The organism is Variovorax sp. PvP013, from assembly GCF_050435945.1.
Classification (GTDB): Bacteria; Pseudomonadota; Gammaproteobacteria; order Burkholderiales; family Burkholderiaceae_C; genus Variovorax.
Genome location: NZ_JBNDLF010000005.1, coordinates 86,377 through 100,761, shown reverse-complemented (window position 1 = coordinate 100,761; position 14,385 = coordinate 86,377). Strand labels below are relative to the sequence as shown.

At 70.0% G+C, this 14,385-nt stretch carries 13 protein-coding genes; 10 read left to right on the top strand and 3 right to left on the bottom strand.

Annotated elements, in window-relative coordinates; all coding sequences use genetic code 11:
- Positions 1-218 precede the first annotated feature (218 nt).
- From ABID77_RS15340 to ABID77_RS15320, 5 genes are all read left to right on the top strand, one after another.
- The gene (locus tag ABID77_RS15340; RefSeq protein ID WP_429597602.1) at positions 219-1,103 is read left to right on the top strand and encodes a methionine ABC transporter ATP-binding protein; all 885 of its coding nucleotides are present in this window, start codon (positions 219-221) and stop codon (positions 1,101-1,103) included.
- Entirely contained in the window at positions 1,096-1,758 is a 663-nt protein-coding gene (locus ABID77_RS15335) for a methionine ABC transporter permease (RefSeq protein WP_429597599.1), read from the top strand. The genes ABID77_RS15340 and ABID77_RS15335 overlap by 8 nt, the downstream gene beginning before the upstream one ends.
- Positions 1,759-1,795: 37 nt before the next feature.
- Positions 1,796-2,623: a MetQ/NlpA family ABC transporter substrate-binding protein gene (locus ABID77_RS15330; protein ID WP_429597596.1), complete on the top strand. Its 828-nt coding sequence runs from the start codon at positions 1,796-1,798 to the stop codon at positions 2,621-2,623.
- Between the two features lie 142 nt (positions 2,624-2,765).
- Positions 2,766-4,094 carry a CynX/NimT family MFS transporter gene (locus ABID77_RS15325; RefSeq protein ID WP_429597592.1) on the top strand — a complete coding sequence of 443 codons (1,329 nt, stop codon included), beginning with the start codon at positions 2,766-2,768 and terminating at the stop codon, positions 4,092-4,094.
- Between the two features lie 202 nt (positions 4,095-4,296).
- Positions 4,297-5,556 (top strand): M20/M25/M40 family metallo-hydrolase, encoded by a 1,260-nt coding sequence (locus ABID77_RS15320; RefSeq protein ID WP_429597588.1) that lies wholly within the window; start codon positions 4,297-4,299, stop codon positions 5,554-5,556.
- 27 nt (positions 5,557-5,583) lie between these two features.
- Here ABID77_RS15320 and ABID77_RS15315 read toward each other — a convergent pair whose 3' ends face one another.
- Entirely contained in the window at positions 5,584-8,025 is a 2,442-nt protein-coding gene (locus ABID77_RS15315; RefSeq protein WP_429597585.1) for a membrane-bound PQQ-dependent dehydrogenase, glucose/quinate/shikimate family, read from the bottom strand.
- Positions 8,026-8,192: 167 nt separating this feature from the next.
- Here ABID77_RS15315 and ABID77_RS15310 point away from each other — a divergent pair, with 167 nt between their 5' ends.
- The 3 genes from ABID77_RS15310 (at position 8,193) to ABID77_RS15300 (ending at position 10,912) form a co-directional block, all read left to right on the top strand.
- Positions 8,193-8,684 carry a DUF1810 domain-containing protein gene (locus tag ABID77_RS15310; protein WP_429597887.1) on the top strand — a complete coding sequence of 164 codons (492 nt, stop codon included), beginning with the start codon at positions 8,193-8,195 and terminating at the stop codon, positions 8,682-8,684.
- A gap of 196 nt (positions 8,685-8,880) precedes the next feature.
- Entirely contained in the window at positions 8,881-9,960 is a 1,080-nt protein-coding gene (locus tag ABID77_RS15305) for a Bug family tripartite tricarboxylate transporter substrate binding protein (RefSeq protein ID WP_429597582.1), read from the top strand.
- A 37-nt stretch (positions 9,961-9,997) separates the two neighbouring features.
- Positions 9,998-10,912, top strand: coding sequence for a DUF1932 domain-containing protein (locus ABID77_RS15300; RefSeq protein WP_429597579.1), 915 nt, complete (start codon positions 9,998-10,000; stop codon positions 10,910-10,912).
- Positions 10,913-11,014: 102 nt separating this feature from the next.
- Here ABID77_RS15300 and ABID77_RS15295 read toward each other — a convergent pair whose 3' ends face one another.
- The gene (locus ABID77_RS15295; RefSeq protein ID WP_429597576.1) at positions 11,015-11,533 is read right to left on the bottom strand and encodes a c-type cytochrome; all 519 of its coding nucleotides are present in this window, start codon (positions 11,531-11,533) and stop codon (positions 11,015-11,017) included.
- A 664-nt stretch (positions 11,534-12,197) separates the two neighbouring features.
- Positions 12,198-12,455 carry a hypothetical protein gene (locus ABID77_RS15290; protein WP_429597573.1) on the bottom strand — a complete coding sequence of 86 codons (258 nt, stop codon included), beginning with the start codon at positions 12,453-12,455 and terminating at the stop codon, positions 12,198-12,200.
- A gap of 327 nt (positions 12,456-12,782) precedes the next feature.
- Here ABID77_RS15290 and ABID77_RS15285 point away from each other — a divergent pair, with 327 nt between their 5' ends.
- Together ABID77_RS15285 and ABID77_RS15280 are read left to right on the top strand one after the other, a co-directional pair.
- Positions 12,783-12,989, top strand: coding sequence for a hypothetical protein (locus tag ABID77_RS15285; protein WP_429597570.1), 207 nt, complete (start codon positions 12,783-12,785; stop codon positions 12,987-12,989).
- A 316-nt stretch (positions 12,990-13,305) separates the two neighbouring features.
- Complete coding sequence (locus tag ABID77_RS15280; RefSeq protein ID WP_429597566.1) at positions 13,306-14,322, top strand: SDR family oxidoreductase; 1,017 nt, start codon at positions 13,306-13,308, stop codon at positions 14,320-14,322.
- Positions 14,323-14,385 lie beyond the last annotated feature (63 nt).

Genomic DNA, 14,385 nt, shown 5'->3' with positions numbered 1-14,385 from the left:
GGCCGCGCCGGTGGCCTGTATGGCCAATTACAGTGGATTATAGTTTTCTATAGCTCCTCGCTGGGCGGGTGTGGCTTTATTCGGTCCATGCATAAGGTCACAGCGAATGTGTCGTTCTCCGGAAGAACGTTTCTTCGCATACTCGCAGGCTTTGCCGGAAACGGCCTGCCGGCTTCGCGCGCCCACCGGCGTGCGCGACCGGCCGATCGTTCGCCTCCATGACCGCTGCCTCCTCCTCTCCACCGACCGGCGACCATCCGGTCATCCGCCTGCGCGACGTGCGCAAGTCCTTCTCCCTTCCCGACGGCACGACCTTCGACGCCGTCCATTCGCTGTCCCTCGACATCCAGGCCGGCGACGTCTTCGGCCTCATCGGCAAGAGCGGCGCGGGCAAGTCGACCCTGCTGCGCCTGATCAACCTGCTGGAGCGTCCGGACGCCGGCCAGGTCGTCGTCGGCGGGCGCGACCTCACGACGCTGTCGCGTCGCGAACTGCGCGAGACGCGCCAGACGCTGGGCATGATCTTCCAACAGTTCAACCTGATCCAGAACGCGACCGTCGCCGACAACGTCGCCTTCCCGCTGAAGATCCACGGCCGCCACGCGCGTGCCGAGATCGCCGGGCGGGTGCGCGAGTGCCTGCGGCTGGTGGGCCTGGAGGACAAGGCGGGCGCCTACCCGGCCCGGCTCTCCGGCGGCCAGAAGCAGCGCGTGGCCATCGCCCGCGCGCTCGCGCCGCGCCCGCAGGTGCTGCTGTGCGACGAGCCGACCTCGGCGCTCGACAGCGAGACCACGCGCGAGCTGCTGCAGACCCTGCGCGACATCAACCGCCAGCTGGGCGTGACCGTGGTCATCGTGACGCACGAGCTGTCGGTGGTGGAGGCGCTGTGCCGGAACGTGGCCATCCTGGAGCGCGGCGAGCTGATCGAGCAGTTCGCGGTCGATGCCCCGTCGCCGGCGGCCGGTCGCCTGACCGTGCTCGGCCGCGAGATCGACGCCCTGGTGCGCCGGCGCGAGCGCGACGCCCGCGAGGCGCTGGCCGACGAACCCCGTGGCGCCGTCGACGTGCGTCATCTCGATCTGCGGGGAGCGGTCCATGCCTGAGAACATCGTCGCCATCCTCCCCGAGCTGGGCGTGGCCATCGGTCAGACCTGCCTGATGCTGGCCATCGGCCTGAGCGCGGCGCTGCTGATCGGCGGGCCGCTGGGCATCCTGCTGTTCCTGCTCGGCCCCGGCCAGTCGCTGGCCAACCGGCCGATGTTCCTGGTGCTGAACTGGCTCGTGAACACGGTGCGCTCGTTCCCCTTCATCATCCTGCTGGTCGCGCTGGTGCCCTTCACGCGCATCGTCGCGGGCACCTCCATCGGGCCGCTGGCCGCCGCCGTGCCGCTGTCGGTGGCGGCGATCCCCTACCTGGCGCGGCTGGTCGACCAGTGCCTGCGTGAGGTGCCGCGCGGCGTCATCGAGGCCGCGCACGCCATGGGGGCGAGCGAGCTGCAGATCATCTGGCGCGTGCTGATCGTCGAGGCCCGCTCGGGGCTGGTGCTGGCCTTCACCGTGCTGGCGGTGAGCTTCCTGTCGTACTCGGCCATCGCCGGGGTGGTCGGCGGCGGCGGCATCGGCGACCTCGCCATCCGCTACGGCTACTACCGCTTCCAGACCGACGTCATGGTGCTGACCGTGGCCGTGCTGGTGGTGCTGGTGCAGATCATCCAGATCGTCGGCAACACGGCGGCGCGCCGCCTCGACAAGCGCTGAAGCGCCGCGAATCCCTTCCTTTTCGAAAGTCCCTCCCATGAAGCACACCATCCCGCGCCGCGCCTTCCTCGCCCTGTCGGTCGCCGCCACGCTCGGACTCGGCGCCCTGCCGTTCGGCGCCGCCGCCCAGTCCGCGAAGAAGGACCTCGTCATCGGCGCCACCGCCGGCTCCAACTTCGACCAGCTCAAGCAGGGCATCGTGCCGATCCTGGAAAAGAAGGGCTACAAGGTGAAGCTGGTCGAGTTCAACGACTACGTGCAGCCCAACCAGGCCCTGGCGCAGGGTTCGCTGGACGCCAACTTCTTCCAGCACCGCGTCTACCTGACCAAGTTCGCGGCCGACCAGAAGCTCGACATCGTCGAACTGGTGCAGGGTCCGATCGCGCCGCTGGGCGTCTATTCGACGAAGCGCAAGACGCTGGCCGAGGCGAAGGAGGGCGACCGCTTCACCCTGCCCAACGACCCGAGCAACCTGGCGCGCGCGCTGGTGCTGCTGCAGCAGAACCAGCTCGTGACGCTGAAGGCCGGCATCGACCCGATCCGCGCGTCCGAGAAGGACATCGACCAGAACCCGCGCAAGCTGAAGTTCATCCCGCTGGAGGCCGCGCAGCTGCCGCGCTCGCTGGGCGACACCGAGTACGCCATCATCAACGGCAACTTCGCCATCTCGTCGGGCCTGAAGCTGACCGAGGCCGTGGCGCTGGAGAAGACGCCCGACCACTACCTCAATGTCGTGGCCGTCAAGCGCGCCGACAAGGACGCGCCGTGGGCGAAGGACATCGCCGAGGCCTACCGCTCGCCGGCGTTCAAGGCGGTGGTCGACGGCAGGTTCCAGGGCTACGCCAAGCCGGCGTTCCTGCAGTGATCGACGGCGGCGGGTCGGCGGCGCCCGGCGCGCTGTCGACTCCGGCGCAGGGCGAAAGGAGGGTTCTCGTTAGGATGCCCCTCCATCCCCGTCCCGCCACGGACCGATCCGCCTCGCGGACGACGCCGTGGCCCATCGCGCCATGAGTCCTCCCCGCCCCGATCGCAGCGCCGGTCCGTCGACCGCGTCCGTCCGCATCGCCGACCTCGTCACCGCTCCCGACACCGACCCCATGATCGAGAACGCCGCCGCGCCGTCCGGCGCGCCGGCCGACGGCCGCGCGCAGCGCCGCCTGCTCCTGGGCCTGTCGGTCGTCCTGATCGCCTTCAACCTGCGCCCGGTGTTCTCCAGCCTGTCGGTGGTGCTGCCGGACATCGTGGCGGCCACCGGCCTGTCGGCGGCGGGCGCCAGCGCCCTGACCACGCTGCCGGTCGTCTGCCTGGGCCTGTTCGCCATGCCGGCGCCGGGGCTGGGCCGGCGGCTGGGGCTGGAGCGGGCGCTGCTGATCTGCATGGTCATGATCACCGTCGGCACGGCCCTGCGCGGCACCGGCAGCGTGCCGCTGCTGTTCGTCGCCTCGGCGCTCGCGGGCATGGGGATCGCGGTGAGCAACGTGCTGCTGTCGGGCCTGGTCAAGCGCGACTTCGCCGACCGCAACGCGCTGATGATGGGCCTCTATACCATGGCCGTGTGCGGCGGCGCGGCCAGCGGCGCCGGGCTGACGGTGCCGCTGCAGCACGCCGTCGGCGCGCAGTGGGCCGGCGCGCTGGCGCTGTGGGCGCTTCCGGCGCTGGTGGCCACCGTGATGTGGGCGCCGCAGGCCCTGGCGGTGGTCCGGCCCTCGGCCGCGGTGGCGCACGTCCGGCCGCCGAGCCTGTGGCGCGATCCGCTGGCCTGGCAGGTGACGCTGTTCATGGGCCTGCAGTCCGCGCTGGCCTATTCGGTCATGGGCTGGATGGCGCCGATCCTGCGCGAGCGCGGGCTGGCGGCGGCGACCGCCGGCTACGTGGTGTCCGTGTCGGTGCTCACGCAGCTGGCCATCTGTCTGATCCTGCCGGCGCTGGCGGCACGCTGGCGCGACCAGGTGGCGCTGGCGGTCGGGCTGTCGGTGCTGACGCTGGCGGCGATGCTGGCCTGCATGTTCGCACCGCTCGGCGGCATCTGGGTCTGGGCGGTGGCATTGGGCATCGCGCAGGGCGGCACCTTCGCCCTGGCGCTGACGCTGATCGTCATGCGCTCGTCCGACGCCCGGGTCGCGGCGCAGCTCTCCGGCATGGCGCAGGGCGTCGGCTACCTCGTCGCGGCCGGCTGCGGCCCGCTGCTGGTCGGCCTACTGCGCGCCTGGACCGGCGACTTCCGCGCCTCGGCGGTGCTGTTCGTCGCGATCGGCATCGCGCTGGTGATCGCCGCCGCCGGGGCGGGGCGCGCGCGTTTCGTGGGTGGGGCGTCCGGCGGCACGTCGGCGGGTTGAGGCGGGTCGGGCGGGGGCCTCGCGACGGTGCCGTGCGGGTTTCTCCCATGAGAATCGATTTGCTATAAGCGAAATTCGTCCCCTCCATCGGCTTTCCTCACCGGCATCGCGCTCCATGACCTCCCGACCGTCTCGCTCCTGCGCCGTTCCTTCCACCCTCCGTCGACCGATGCGGTCGCCGTCAATCCTCGCAGTATGCGCCGTGCTGACGGCGACGACCACCGCGATGGCGCAGCCGGCCGCCGATCCCGCCGCCGACGTCCAGCGCATCCTCGCCAGCCCGGCCTTCAGAACCGCCGTCGCCACGCTCGACCAGGAGCACGGCCGCATCGTCGAGGACGGCATCAGGCTCACCGAGATCCCGTCGCCGCCCTTCGGCGAGAAGGCCCGCGCGCAGGAGTTCGAGAAGATGCTCAAGGCCGTCGGCCTCGCCGACGTGCAGATCGACGCCGAGGGCAACGTGACCGGCCTGCGCAAGGGCACGCGCGGCGACGGCAAGGTGGTGGTGGTCTCGGCCCACATGGACACCGTCTTCCCGGCCGGCACCGACGTCAAGGTCAAGCGCCAGGGCACGCGGCTGTCGGCCCCGGGCATCGGCGACGACACCATGAGCATGTCGGTGCTGCTGGGCTTCGTGCGCGCGATGAAGGCGGCGGGCATCGGCACGCGCGACGGCATCCTGTTCGTCGGCACGGTCGGCGAGGAAGGCCCCGGCGACCTGCGCGGCGTGCGCCACCTGTTCACCAAGGGTCCGTACAAGGACCGCATCAAGGCCTTCTTCTCGGTCGAGTCGGGCGACATCAACCGCATCACGCACGGCGGCGTCGGCTCCAAGCGCTACCGCGTGACCTTCGCCGGTCCGGGCGGCCACAGCTTCAACGCCTTCGGCGTCGTCAATCCGATGTTCGCGCAGGCCGAGGCCGCTGCGGCGTTCTCCCGCATCCAGGTGCCCGCCGCGCCCAAGACCACCTACAGCATCGGCCTGATCGGCGGCGGCACGTCGGTCAACTCCATTCCCGTGGAGAGCTGGATGGAGGTCGACATGCGCTCCGAATCCGTCGCCGAACTCAAGCGCGTCGAGGACCGCCTGCTCAAGATCGTCCAGGACGCGGCCGACGGCGAGAACTTCGCGCGCTCCACCAAGGAGGGCAAGGTGACCGTCGAGGCCAAGCTGATCGGCGACCGGCCGGCCGGCAGCACCGACGTCAAGTCGCCCCTGGTGCAGGTCGCGAAGGCGGCGATCGAGGCCGGTGGCTACAAGGTGGTCTACGGCTGGAGCTCGACCGATTCCAACATGCCGATGAGCCTGGGCATCCCGGCCATCACCATCGGCCGCGGCGCGCCCGACAAGAGCGGCCGCATCCACTCGCTCGACGAATGGATGGACGTCGAGAAGGAGCCCATGGTCAAGGCCATGGCGACCAGCCTGAGCATCGTGCTGGGCGCCACCGGCATGGAGTGAGGCCGCAGCGCGACGCCCCCGGGGCGCTCAGCGCGCGTCGGCCGGCAGCGCGTAGGCGATCACGTAGTCGCCCCGGTCGGGCGACTGGCGCGCGCCGCCGGCGGTGACGACGACGAACTGACGGCCGCTCTTCGGCGAGCGGTAGGTCATCGGCCCCCCCTGGCTGCCCACGGGCAGGCGCGCCTTCCAGGCTTCCTTGCCGGTGGCGGAGTCGAAGGCGCGCAGGTAGTAGTCCTGCGTGCCGGCGATGAACACCAGGCCGCCCTGCGTCGAGAGCGTGCCGCCCAGGGTCGGCATGCCGATCGGGATCGGCAGGTGCATCTTGATGCCCAGCGGGCCGGTGTCCCGGACCGTGCCCACCGGCACCTGCCAGGCGATCCGGCGGGTCTTGAGGTCGATGGCCGAGAGCGTGCCGTAGGGCGGCTCCTGGCACGGGATGCCGGCGGCCGACAGGAAGCGGTTCTTGTCGACCGCGTAGGGCGTGCCCTTGAGCGGGACCGCGCCCATGCCCGTGTTGACCGCCTCGCCGCCGCCGGCCGCCGCCTGCCGGCCGGTCGCGGGGATCATCCGGATCCACAGGCCCAGGCGCATGTCGTTGACGAAGACGAAGCCGTGCACCGGGTCGGTCGAGAGGCCGCCCCAGTTCATGCCGCCGAGCGAGCCCGGGAAGCTCAGCGACACGTCCGTGCCGGGGGCGGTGTAGAGGCCGTCGTAGCGCATCTTCTTGAAGGCGATGCGGCACAGCAGCTGGTCGAAGGGCGTCGCGCCCCACATCTGCGCCTCGGTCAGGTGCTGGGCGCCGATCTGCGGCATGCCCACCGAGAGCGGCTGCGTCGGCGAGTAGGGCTCGTCGGGGATGTTGCCGGGCTTGACCGGCACGTTCGCGACCTCGGTCAGCGGCGCGCCGGTGGCGCGGTCGAGCACGTAGATCTGGCCGGCCTTGGTGCCGATGGCCAGCGCCGGCACGGTGCCGCCCGCCGGATTCGGGAAGTCCACGAAGCTCGGCTGCATCGGCAGGTCGAAGTCCCAGAGGTCGTTGTGCACGGTCTGGTAGACCCACTTCTGGGCGCCCGTGGTGGCGTCGACCGCGAGGATCGAGGCGCCGTAGGTGTGGTCGAGCGCGGTGCGGCGCACGCCGTAGATGTCGGTCGAGGGACTGCCCATGGGCAGGAAGACGGTGTTGAGCGCCGGGTCGTAGGACATCGGCGCCCAGACGTTGGGCGTGCTGCGCGCGTAGGTCTTGCCGGGCTCGGGCGCGACCTTGTCCTGCGGGTTGCCGGGATCGAAGGCCCAGCGCATGGCGCCGGTGACGACGTCGAAGCCGCGGATCACGCCGCCGGGCATGTCGGCCTGCACGTTGTCCGCCACGCGGCCGCCCACCACCACCGTGGTGCCGGCCATCAGCGGCGGCGAGGTCAGCTGGTAGAACGGATCGGGCGCCGCGCCCAGGCCGGCCTTCAGGTCGACCTGGCCGTCCCGGCCGAAGCCCTGGCAGAACGCACCGGTGTCGGCGTCGACCGCGATCAGCCGGGCGTCGATGGTGTTGGTGAGCAGCCGGCGCTGGCAGTTGGCGCCGGGGGCCACCGCCACGGGCGTCACGGCGGCCGCGCCCGGGGAGCCCGGCTCGGCCAGGGGTACGGCGGCGTCGAAGTACGCCAGGCCGCGGCAGCGCTGCCAGACCGAGGACTTGGCGTCGATCCGCGTCTTCCAGCGCTCGGCGCCGGTGTCGGCGTCGAGCGCGATCAGGTCGTTGTGCGGCGTGCAGAGGAACACCCGGTCGCCGATCTGCAGCGGCGTGGTCTGGTCCTCGGCGCCGTTGCCGTCGCTCACGGCGACGTCGCCGGTGTGGTAGGTCCAGGCGACCTGCAGGTCCTTCACGTTGTCGCGGCGGATCTGGTCGAGCGCGGCGAAGCGGCTGCCGCCGGGCGTGTTGCCGTAGTGCGCCCAGTCCTTCTGCGCGCGGGCCGGATCGACCGGCGTGAGGCTGGGGCCGGTGCCGTCGGCCACCACCGGCGCGTGCGGCACGAACATGCCGGCGAAGCCGGCCGCCAGCGCGACCGCCAGCACGGCGGCGACGCCCCAGCCGCCCCGGCGCCGGGTACCGGTCGAGACCGGCAGCAGCGGCACGACCAGCGCCACCAGGAAGCCCAGCACGCCGAGCGCGAACAAGCGCGAGACCAGCGGCCAGAACTGCCAGCCCGCTTCCCACACCGCCCACACGGCGCTGCCGGCGAGCACGACCGCGTACAGCCAGGCGCCGCTCGGACGCCCGCGCCAGAGGTGCGTGGCCGCCGCCAGCAGGACGACGCCGGCGACGGCGAAGTACCAGCTCCCGCCCAGCCGGGCCAGGTAGGCGCCGCCGAAGAGGAACGCCAGGCCGAACAGGGCGCACAGGGCGGCCACCGAGCGGTAGGCCCAGCGCCAGGGCGGGGTGGGACGCGCGGAGGAAAAGGTATCTGGATGGGTCATGAGCTAAAAAGAAACCTGGATCGGTGGTGGCTGGGCATTCGGCATGCCCGAAGGTGCGAATGCAGGGGTTCGCCGGGAGTGCCGGCTACAGAAGAGGTCGCGACGTCGGAACGATCGACCTCGAATCCCGCATGATCGTAAACCCCAATTTCAATGAGAGGTGGTCCATGATTGGCAACGAACATTCTCCTCCTGGTCACCGATCTTCGGCGTTCGGCCCGTCCGATGACCTCGATCGCTTCGTGCAGGCCCAGGACCGCGTCCACGCGCAGGTCATGGCGGAACTGGCCGCCGGACGGAAACGCAGCCACTGGATGTGGTTCGTCTTTCCGCAGCTCGCGGGGCTGGGGCGCAGCGACACCGCGCGCTTCTACGGCCTGGCCGACCTCCGGACGGCGAGGGCGTACGGGGCGCATCCGGTGCTGGGCCCGCGGCTGAAGGCCTGCAGCGAGGCCGTGCTCGCCCACCGGCATCTCGACGCGCATCGGATCTTCGGCTCGCCCGACGACCTGAAGCTGTGTTCGTGCATGACGCTGTTCGAGGTCGCGCTGCCGCGGGAGCCGGTCTTCGGCACCGTGCTGGCGCATTTCTACGCCGGCGTGCGCGACGCCGCGACGCTGGCGCTGCTGGCCGACGACGTGGCCGGCGGGGATCGGTGATCCGGCGTCGATCCGGAACGCCTCCGGACGGCGCGGTCCGGGGCCGGAGGCGTGCAAGGGCAGGGCGAGGCAGGTGGTATAGCGGCGCGGCATAGCAGCCAGTGCGCGCGCGCGATTGCATGCGTGGCGGCTTCGCGCCACAGTCCGGGCCTCCGGCCGCCAGGCCGCCCGCTCGTCCGCATCGCGCCACCCCTTCATGACCCTCTCACGTCGTCCGTTTCATCCGTCGTCCGGAGCCCCCGAAGCCGGTGTCGCCGCCCGATCCACGCGGATCGCCAGGCTCGCGAGGATCGCCTCGACCGTGGGCCTGGCGGCCTGCGCCGCGGTCGCGTCGGCCCAGGTCGCGACCTCGGCGCCGGCGGCCGCGTCGGTCCGCGACTACCCGAGCGCGCCGATCCGCATCGTCGTGCCCTTCACCCCCGGCGGCTCGACCGACATCCTGGCGCGCGCCATCGGCCAGAAGCTGACGCAGGCCTGGGGGCAGCCCGTGATCGTCGACAACGTGCCCGGCGCGGGCGGTGCCATCGGCGCCGAGCGGGTGGCGCGCGCCGCGCCGGACGGGTACACGCTGCTGATGGGCCACATCGGCACCCTGGCGGTCAATCCGTCGCTCTATCCGAAGCTGCCCTACGACCCGGTCAGGAGCTTCGCGCCGGTGGCGTGGGTGGCCCGGGTGCCCAACGTCCTGGTGGTGCATCCGTCGGTGCCGGCCAAGACGGTGGCCGAACTGGTGGCGCTGGCGAAGGCGCGGCCGGGCACCTTCAACTACGGCTCGGGCGGCAACGGCAGCGCGGCCAACCTGGCGGGCGAGTATTTCAACCTCAGGACCGGCAGCCAGATGGTGCACGTGCCCTACCGCGGCACCGCGCCGGCGGTCACCGACCTCGCGGGCGGCCAGATCCAGGTCATGTTCACCGGCGCGCCGGCCGTGATGCCGCAGGTCAAGGCCGGCCAGCTGCGCGCGCTGGCGGTGTCGTCGGCGCAGCGCATGGCGGCCCTGCCGCAGCTGCCGACGGTGGCCGAGTCGGGCTACGCCGACTTCGAGGCCGACCAGTGGTACGGCGTCGTCGCCCCCGCCGGCACGCCGGGCGCCGTCGTCGCCAAGCTCAACACGGCCATCAACCAGTCGCTGGCCTCGCCCGAGCTGGCCGAGCGCCTGCGCAGCGAGGGCGCCGAGGCGACGCCGACGACGCCCGAGGCCTTCGGCGAACTGATCCGCCGCGAGATCGGTCGCTGGAAGCCCGTCATCCAGTCCGGCCGCGTCAAGGCCGACTGAACCCCGCACATCTGCATACACGAGGAGACGACACGTCATGGGCATCGCACTGGGCATCATCGGTTTCGGCGAGGTCGGCGGCATCTTCGCCCGCGGCCTGCTCGGCAAGGACGGCATCGACAGCGTCCACGCCTGGGACCTGAAGTTCACCGATCCGGCCACGGGCGAGGAGCTTCGCGCGGCCGCCGGGCGCGACGGCATCCGGGCCGAGGCCGACATGGCGGCGCTGTGCGCGCGCGCCGACCTGCTGATCTCGGCCGTGACGGCGTCCGACACCTTGGACGTGGCGCGCGAGGCGGCACGGCACGCGCGCGCCGGCAGCCGCTTCCTGGACCTCAACTCCGCCTCGCCCGGCACCAAGCGGCAGTGCGCCGACGCGCTGCAGGCCGTGGGCGTCGACTACGTCGAGGCCGGCGTCATGACCTCCGTGCCGCCCTACGGCATCCGCGTGCCGATGCTGCTGGGCGGCGCGAAGGCGGCCGCGCTCGCCGAAATGCTGAGCGGCTGGGGCATGGACGCGCAGGTCGTGTCCGACCGGCTGGGCATCGCCTCGGCCATCAAGATGAGCCGCAGCGTCATGATCAAGGGGCTGGAGGCGTTGGTCATCGAGAGCTACACGACCGCGCGCCGCTACGGCGTCGAGGCCCACGTGCTCCCGACGCTGAGGGAGACCTTCCCGCAGATCGACTGGGACCGCCAGGGCGCGTACTTCTTCAGCCGCGTCGTGCAGCACGGCAAGCGCCGCGCCGAGGAACTGCGCGAGGCCGCGCGCACCGTGCAGGAAGCCGGTTTCGCGCCGACCATGGCTGGCGCCATCGCCGAGAAGCAGGACGAGATCGCACGCCTGGCGCGCGAGGGCGTCTTCGACGGACTGGCGGCCGACGCGCCCTGGGAGGCCTACGCCGACCGCCTCATCGACCGGACGACGCCGCCCGCAGACTCGGTTCGATGACGTGGGGCCGGGAGGCTCGCATCCTGCCCAGGGTCGCGCGTCTCGACGCGCCAGGGCACCGGGGCGGGGGGAGCCATCGGCGCGTGCGATGCGTCGCCGCCGTCATGGGGCGCCGTCGGATCGCGATACGGCACAGGTCTTTCGCCAGATCGCCAGGGGCCAGCGCATCGACAACGGCCAGGCGACGTCGGCCGGCCGGTTGACATCCGGCGCCGCCTCGACGCCATGCATGAAGAAGGCATAGAGCGCCTTCGTGTCGGCGTCGGAAAGCCGTGCGTAGCGGGGATAGGGCATGGCCTGACGCAGCGTCTGGCCGTCGCGGGCGATGCCATGCCGTACCGCGCGATCGAAATCGTCGAGCGTGTAGCGACCGATGCCGGCCTGCGGATCCGGCGAGATGTTGGTCGAATAGATCGTGCCCAGCGCCGTGTCCAGTGCGACGCCACCCGCGAAAGGCCGTCCGCCGTCGGCGCTGTGGCAGGCGACGCAGTCGGCCATGGCGAGCCGACGTCCGGCGTGAACGAGTCGAGCGAGTTCGGGCGTGCCTTCGGGCGGGAGAGCGGCATCGGCGATGGGCCGGGTCTGGGTGGGCACGGCCGCCCAGGCTGCGAGCAGCAGCATTGCAGCAATCGACAGTTGGAGCAGCGAACCGATGGGTAGCCAGGCGCTGGGACCTGCGTGGCGCGTCATGCGACGATGCGGGGCAATCCGGATGCCCGCAGCGATCCCTTCGCGCTTCAGGCCCGGCGAACCAGGACATCGTGCGTCGAACGCAGGAATATCGGCTGTCATCCGATTCGCCAATCGGCAGGGCGTGCGGCAACTCTGGCCGTGCATCTGACCAGCGTGCCGTGGAGATGATCGCGGAAGGACCGTTGGCCCCTTGTGGTCTTTAGAAGATCGAATGAAATCGCGTCGACTGCCGATCAAGAAATACATTCAAGTTAACATAAGCTTTATTGTATTTTTCAAAGTAAATCTCAGGTTGAGATATAAGCCGCGCGGTTTTGGCACGCATCGCTACTCGGACGCTTTTCGTTGGACGTCATGGCGGCATGCCGATGTGCTTCGACAGAAATTTATAAGCTAACGCGATTAGGATTTGCTAATTGCCATTCAGTGAAATATGGAATATCAATAGAAACATATTTTTCCAAACACTGAAACATAGAACCTCAATGAAGCAATATCCCATGCGACATCCAACCCGTTAGCCTAATATCAAGTTCATGAAATGAGTTCAGAAGCACCTGCGAAGGCCGTCGAACGCACGCCTCGTCCCGTTCTACACACACCCGACGGCCGGTACATCGTCGTTCGGGGGCGTCTGTGGCGCGCTTCCGATCCCCACCTGCCGCCCGACGCACGCGCCGCTCACGTCGTCCTGCTCATGCAGGCCCGGCGGGCCGTCGGCATGGCGCAGCGTGCCGGCGATGCCGAAGGCCTGCGAGCGGCCCGCCGGCAGGTCGACGAAGCCAAACACCTGCTGGGGGAACGTGGTCCGGTCTGGTGGGACGACGGGGCGCCGGATCTCAATCGTCACATGGCGCGTACCACGCCCTACGCGACGTGGTACGCGGCGACGGCGACCTTGGAACATCCGGGTCCGCCGCCGGCGCCTGGATGAACAATCACGCCGCGCTCGAGAATTGAAGATTGCAACGCCCCTCGCCCCTCGCCCCTCGCCCCTCTGTTCTTCTGCTCGCTGTGTAGGACTGCGTGATGTGCCCACGATGTGCATGTGAAGCGGAGCCGGAATTTGTCTCGTTTCGGCGTTCTGATCGTGTGGAAGCGCCGTATCTGTGCACTGTTGCCTAGGACGCTGAATACTTAAGAAGAAAAATTCAGGTTTTCAGGATCACTGTAGACCATGAGCAATACTTCTTCACTGGCATTGGCGGTCAAGGAACTCGAAGCAGGCGAATTCCACTGGATCCTGCTCGAAGAGACATCGTCTTCGGACGATCTTCTGAGCTATGTCCCCCAGCATTTCAGCGAGCCGCATCGCGACGCGGCGGCGGCGTGGTCGGCAGGGTATCTGGCAGTGCGCGCCCGGATGCGCAAAGGTCCCAAATAACGCCGAGATCGCGCCGGACTCATCGCATCCGGCGCGAGGAACGTTCGCATGGCGTCGCAGCGACTCGTCCCGGACTTCCGTCCTTCGTCCTTGCTTTCTGGGAACGGCACGCCGACGCAGTCCCGATCCACGCCGCTTCCGGCGCGCGGCATCCCTGCTCCAGGACCCCGATGCGTCCTACACCTGACCCGCGCATTTTCGTAAGAGATTCTTCTTCCGTTCGCAGGCCGGCATCCCCTGCGGACTCGACGTGTACGCGCGGACCCGGTCCTTCCGGCCCGCCCGTGCATCCTCTCTCAAATTCAATGGAAGACTCATGGATCTCGACGCCCGCCCCCTTTCATCGGCTGCGCTCGCAGCGCAGTGGTTCGCCCCCAAGGTCGTGGTGATCACCGGCGCCTCCAGCGGCATCGGCCGCGCCACCGCCCTCGCCTTCGCCGAACGAGGCCATCACGTGGTCCTCGCCGCACGCAGCGAGGACACGCTGCAGCCCATCGCCGACGAATGCGAAACCCTCGGCGGACGCGCCCTGGTCGTGCCGACCGACGTCACCGACGCGGCGGCCGTGCGCGCCCTCGCCAACCACGCCATCGCGCACTTCGGGCATGTCGACGTGTGGTTCAACAACGTCGGCGTCGGTGCGGTCGGCCTGTTCGACGAGACGCCGATCGAGGCGCATCGCCGCGTCGTCGAATCGAACCTGTTGGGTCACATGCACGGCGCGCACGCCATCCTGCCGCACTTCCGCACCCAGGGTCACGGCACGCTCGTCAACATGATCTCGCTGGGCGGCTGGGTCCCCTCTCCTTACGCGACCGCGTACACGGCCGCCAAGTTCGGACTGCGCGGCTTCAGCGAAGCGTTGCGTGCCGAGCTCTCGGCGACACCGGACATCCACGTGTGCGAGATCTACCCCACCTTCGTCGACACGCCCGGCATCACGCACGGCGCCAACTACACGGGACGCCGGATCAAGCCGCCGCCGCCGCTGATCGACCCCCGGCGCATCGCGTCGGTGGTCGTGTCGCTGGCGAGTCGCCCGCAGCACAAGGTGTACGTCGGCGCGCCCGCGTGGCCGGGCATCGTGGCACAGGCACTGGTCCCGGGCTGGGTCGGCAAGGCGATGATGTGGGTGACGGGCCGGGCACTCGAGCGCTCGACCCCGGCCGACGAGACGGATGGCAATCTCTACGAGCCGTCGCGCGGCAACGCCGTCGATGGCGGCTTCCGCGCTGCGATGAGCCCGAGCGCGGCGCAGGCGTCGAAGGTGGCGCTGGCGGTCGGCGCCGCGGCGCTGGTCGTCTGGGCGCTCCAGCCCTCCAGACGACGTTGAGCGAGCCGCCGGCAGGTCGACGACGATCCGTCGACGATGTTGCGCTTGACGGAGCGATCGAGA

Bases quoted from the DNA above. Each gene is read 5' to 3' on its own strand.
- ABID77_RS15305 (WP_429597582.1), top strand. From the start codon at position 8,881: ATGACCCTCTCACGTCGTCCGTTTCATCCGTCGTCCGGAGCCCCCGAA.
- ABID77_RS15300 (WP_429597579.1), top strand. From the start codon at position 9,998: ATGGGCATCGCACTGGGCATCATCGGTTTCGGCGAGGTCGGCGGCATC.
- ABID77_RS15295 (WP_429597576.1), bottom strand. From the start codon at position 11,533: ATGCTGCTGCTCGCAGCCTGGGCGGCCGTGCCCACCCAGACCCGGCCC.
- ABID77_RS15325 (WP_429597592.1), top strand. From the start codon at position 2,766: ATGAGTCCTCCCCGCCCCGATCGCAGCGCCGGTCCGTCGACCGCGTCC.
- ABID77_RS15310 (WP_429597887.1), top strand. From the start codon at position 8,193: ATGATTGGCAACGAACATTCTCCTCCTGGTCACCGATCTTCGGCGTTC.
- ABID77_RS15285 (WP_429597570.1), top strand. From the start codon at position 12,783: ATGAGCAATACTTCTTCACTGGCATTGGCGGTCAAGGAACTCGAAGCA.
- ABID77_RS15280 (WP_429597566.1), top strand. From the start codon at position 13,306: ATGGATCTCGACGCCCGCCCCCTTTCATCGGCTGCGCTCGCAGCGCAG.
- ABID77_RS15330 (WP_429597596.1), top strand. From the start codon at position 1,796: ATGAAGCACACCATCCCGCGCCGCGCCTTCCTCGCCCTGTCGGTCGCC.
- ABID77_RS15340 (WP_429597602.1), top strand. From the start codon at position 219: ATGACCGCTGCCTCCTCCTCTCCACCGACCGGCGACCATCCGGTCATC.
- ABID77_RS15315 (WP_429597585.1), bottom strand. From the start codon at position 8,025: ATGACCCATCCAGATACCTTTTCCTCCGCGCGTCCCACCCCGCCCTGG.
- ABID77_RS15335 (WP_429597599.1), top strand. From the start codon at position 1,096: ATGCCTGAGAACATCGTCGCCATCCTCCCCGAGCTGGGCGTGGCCATC.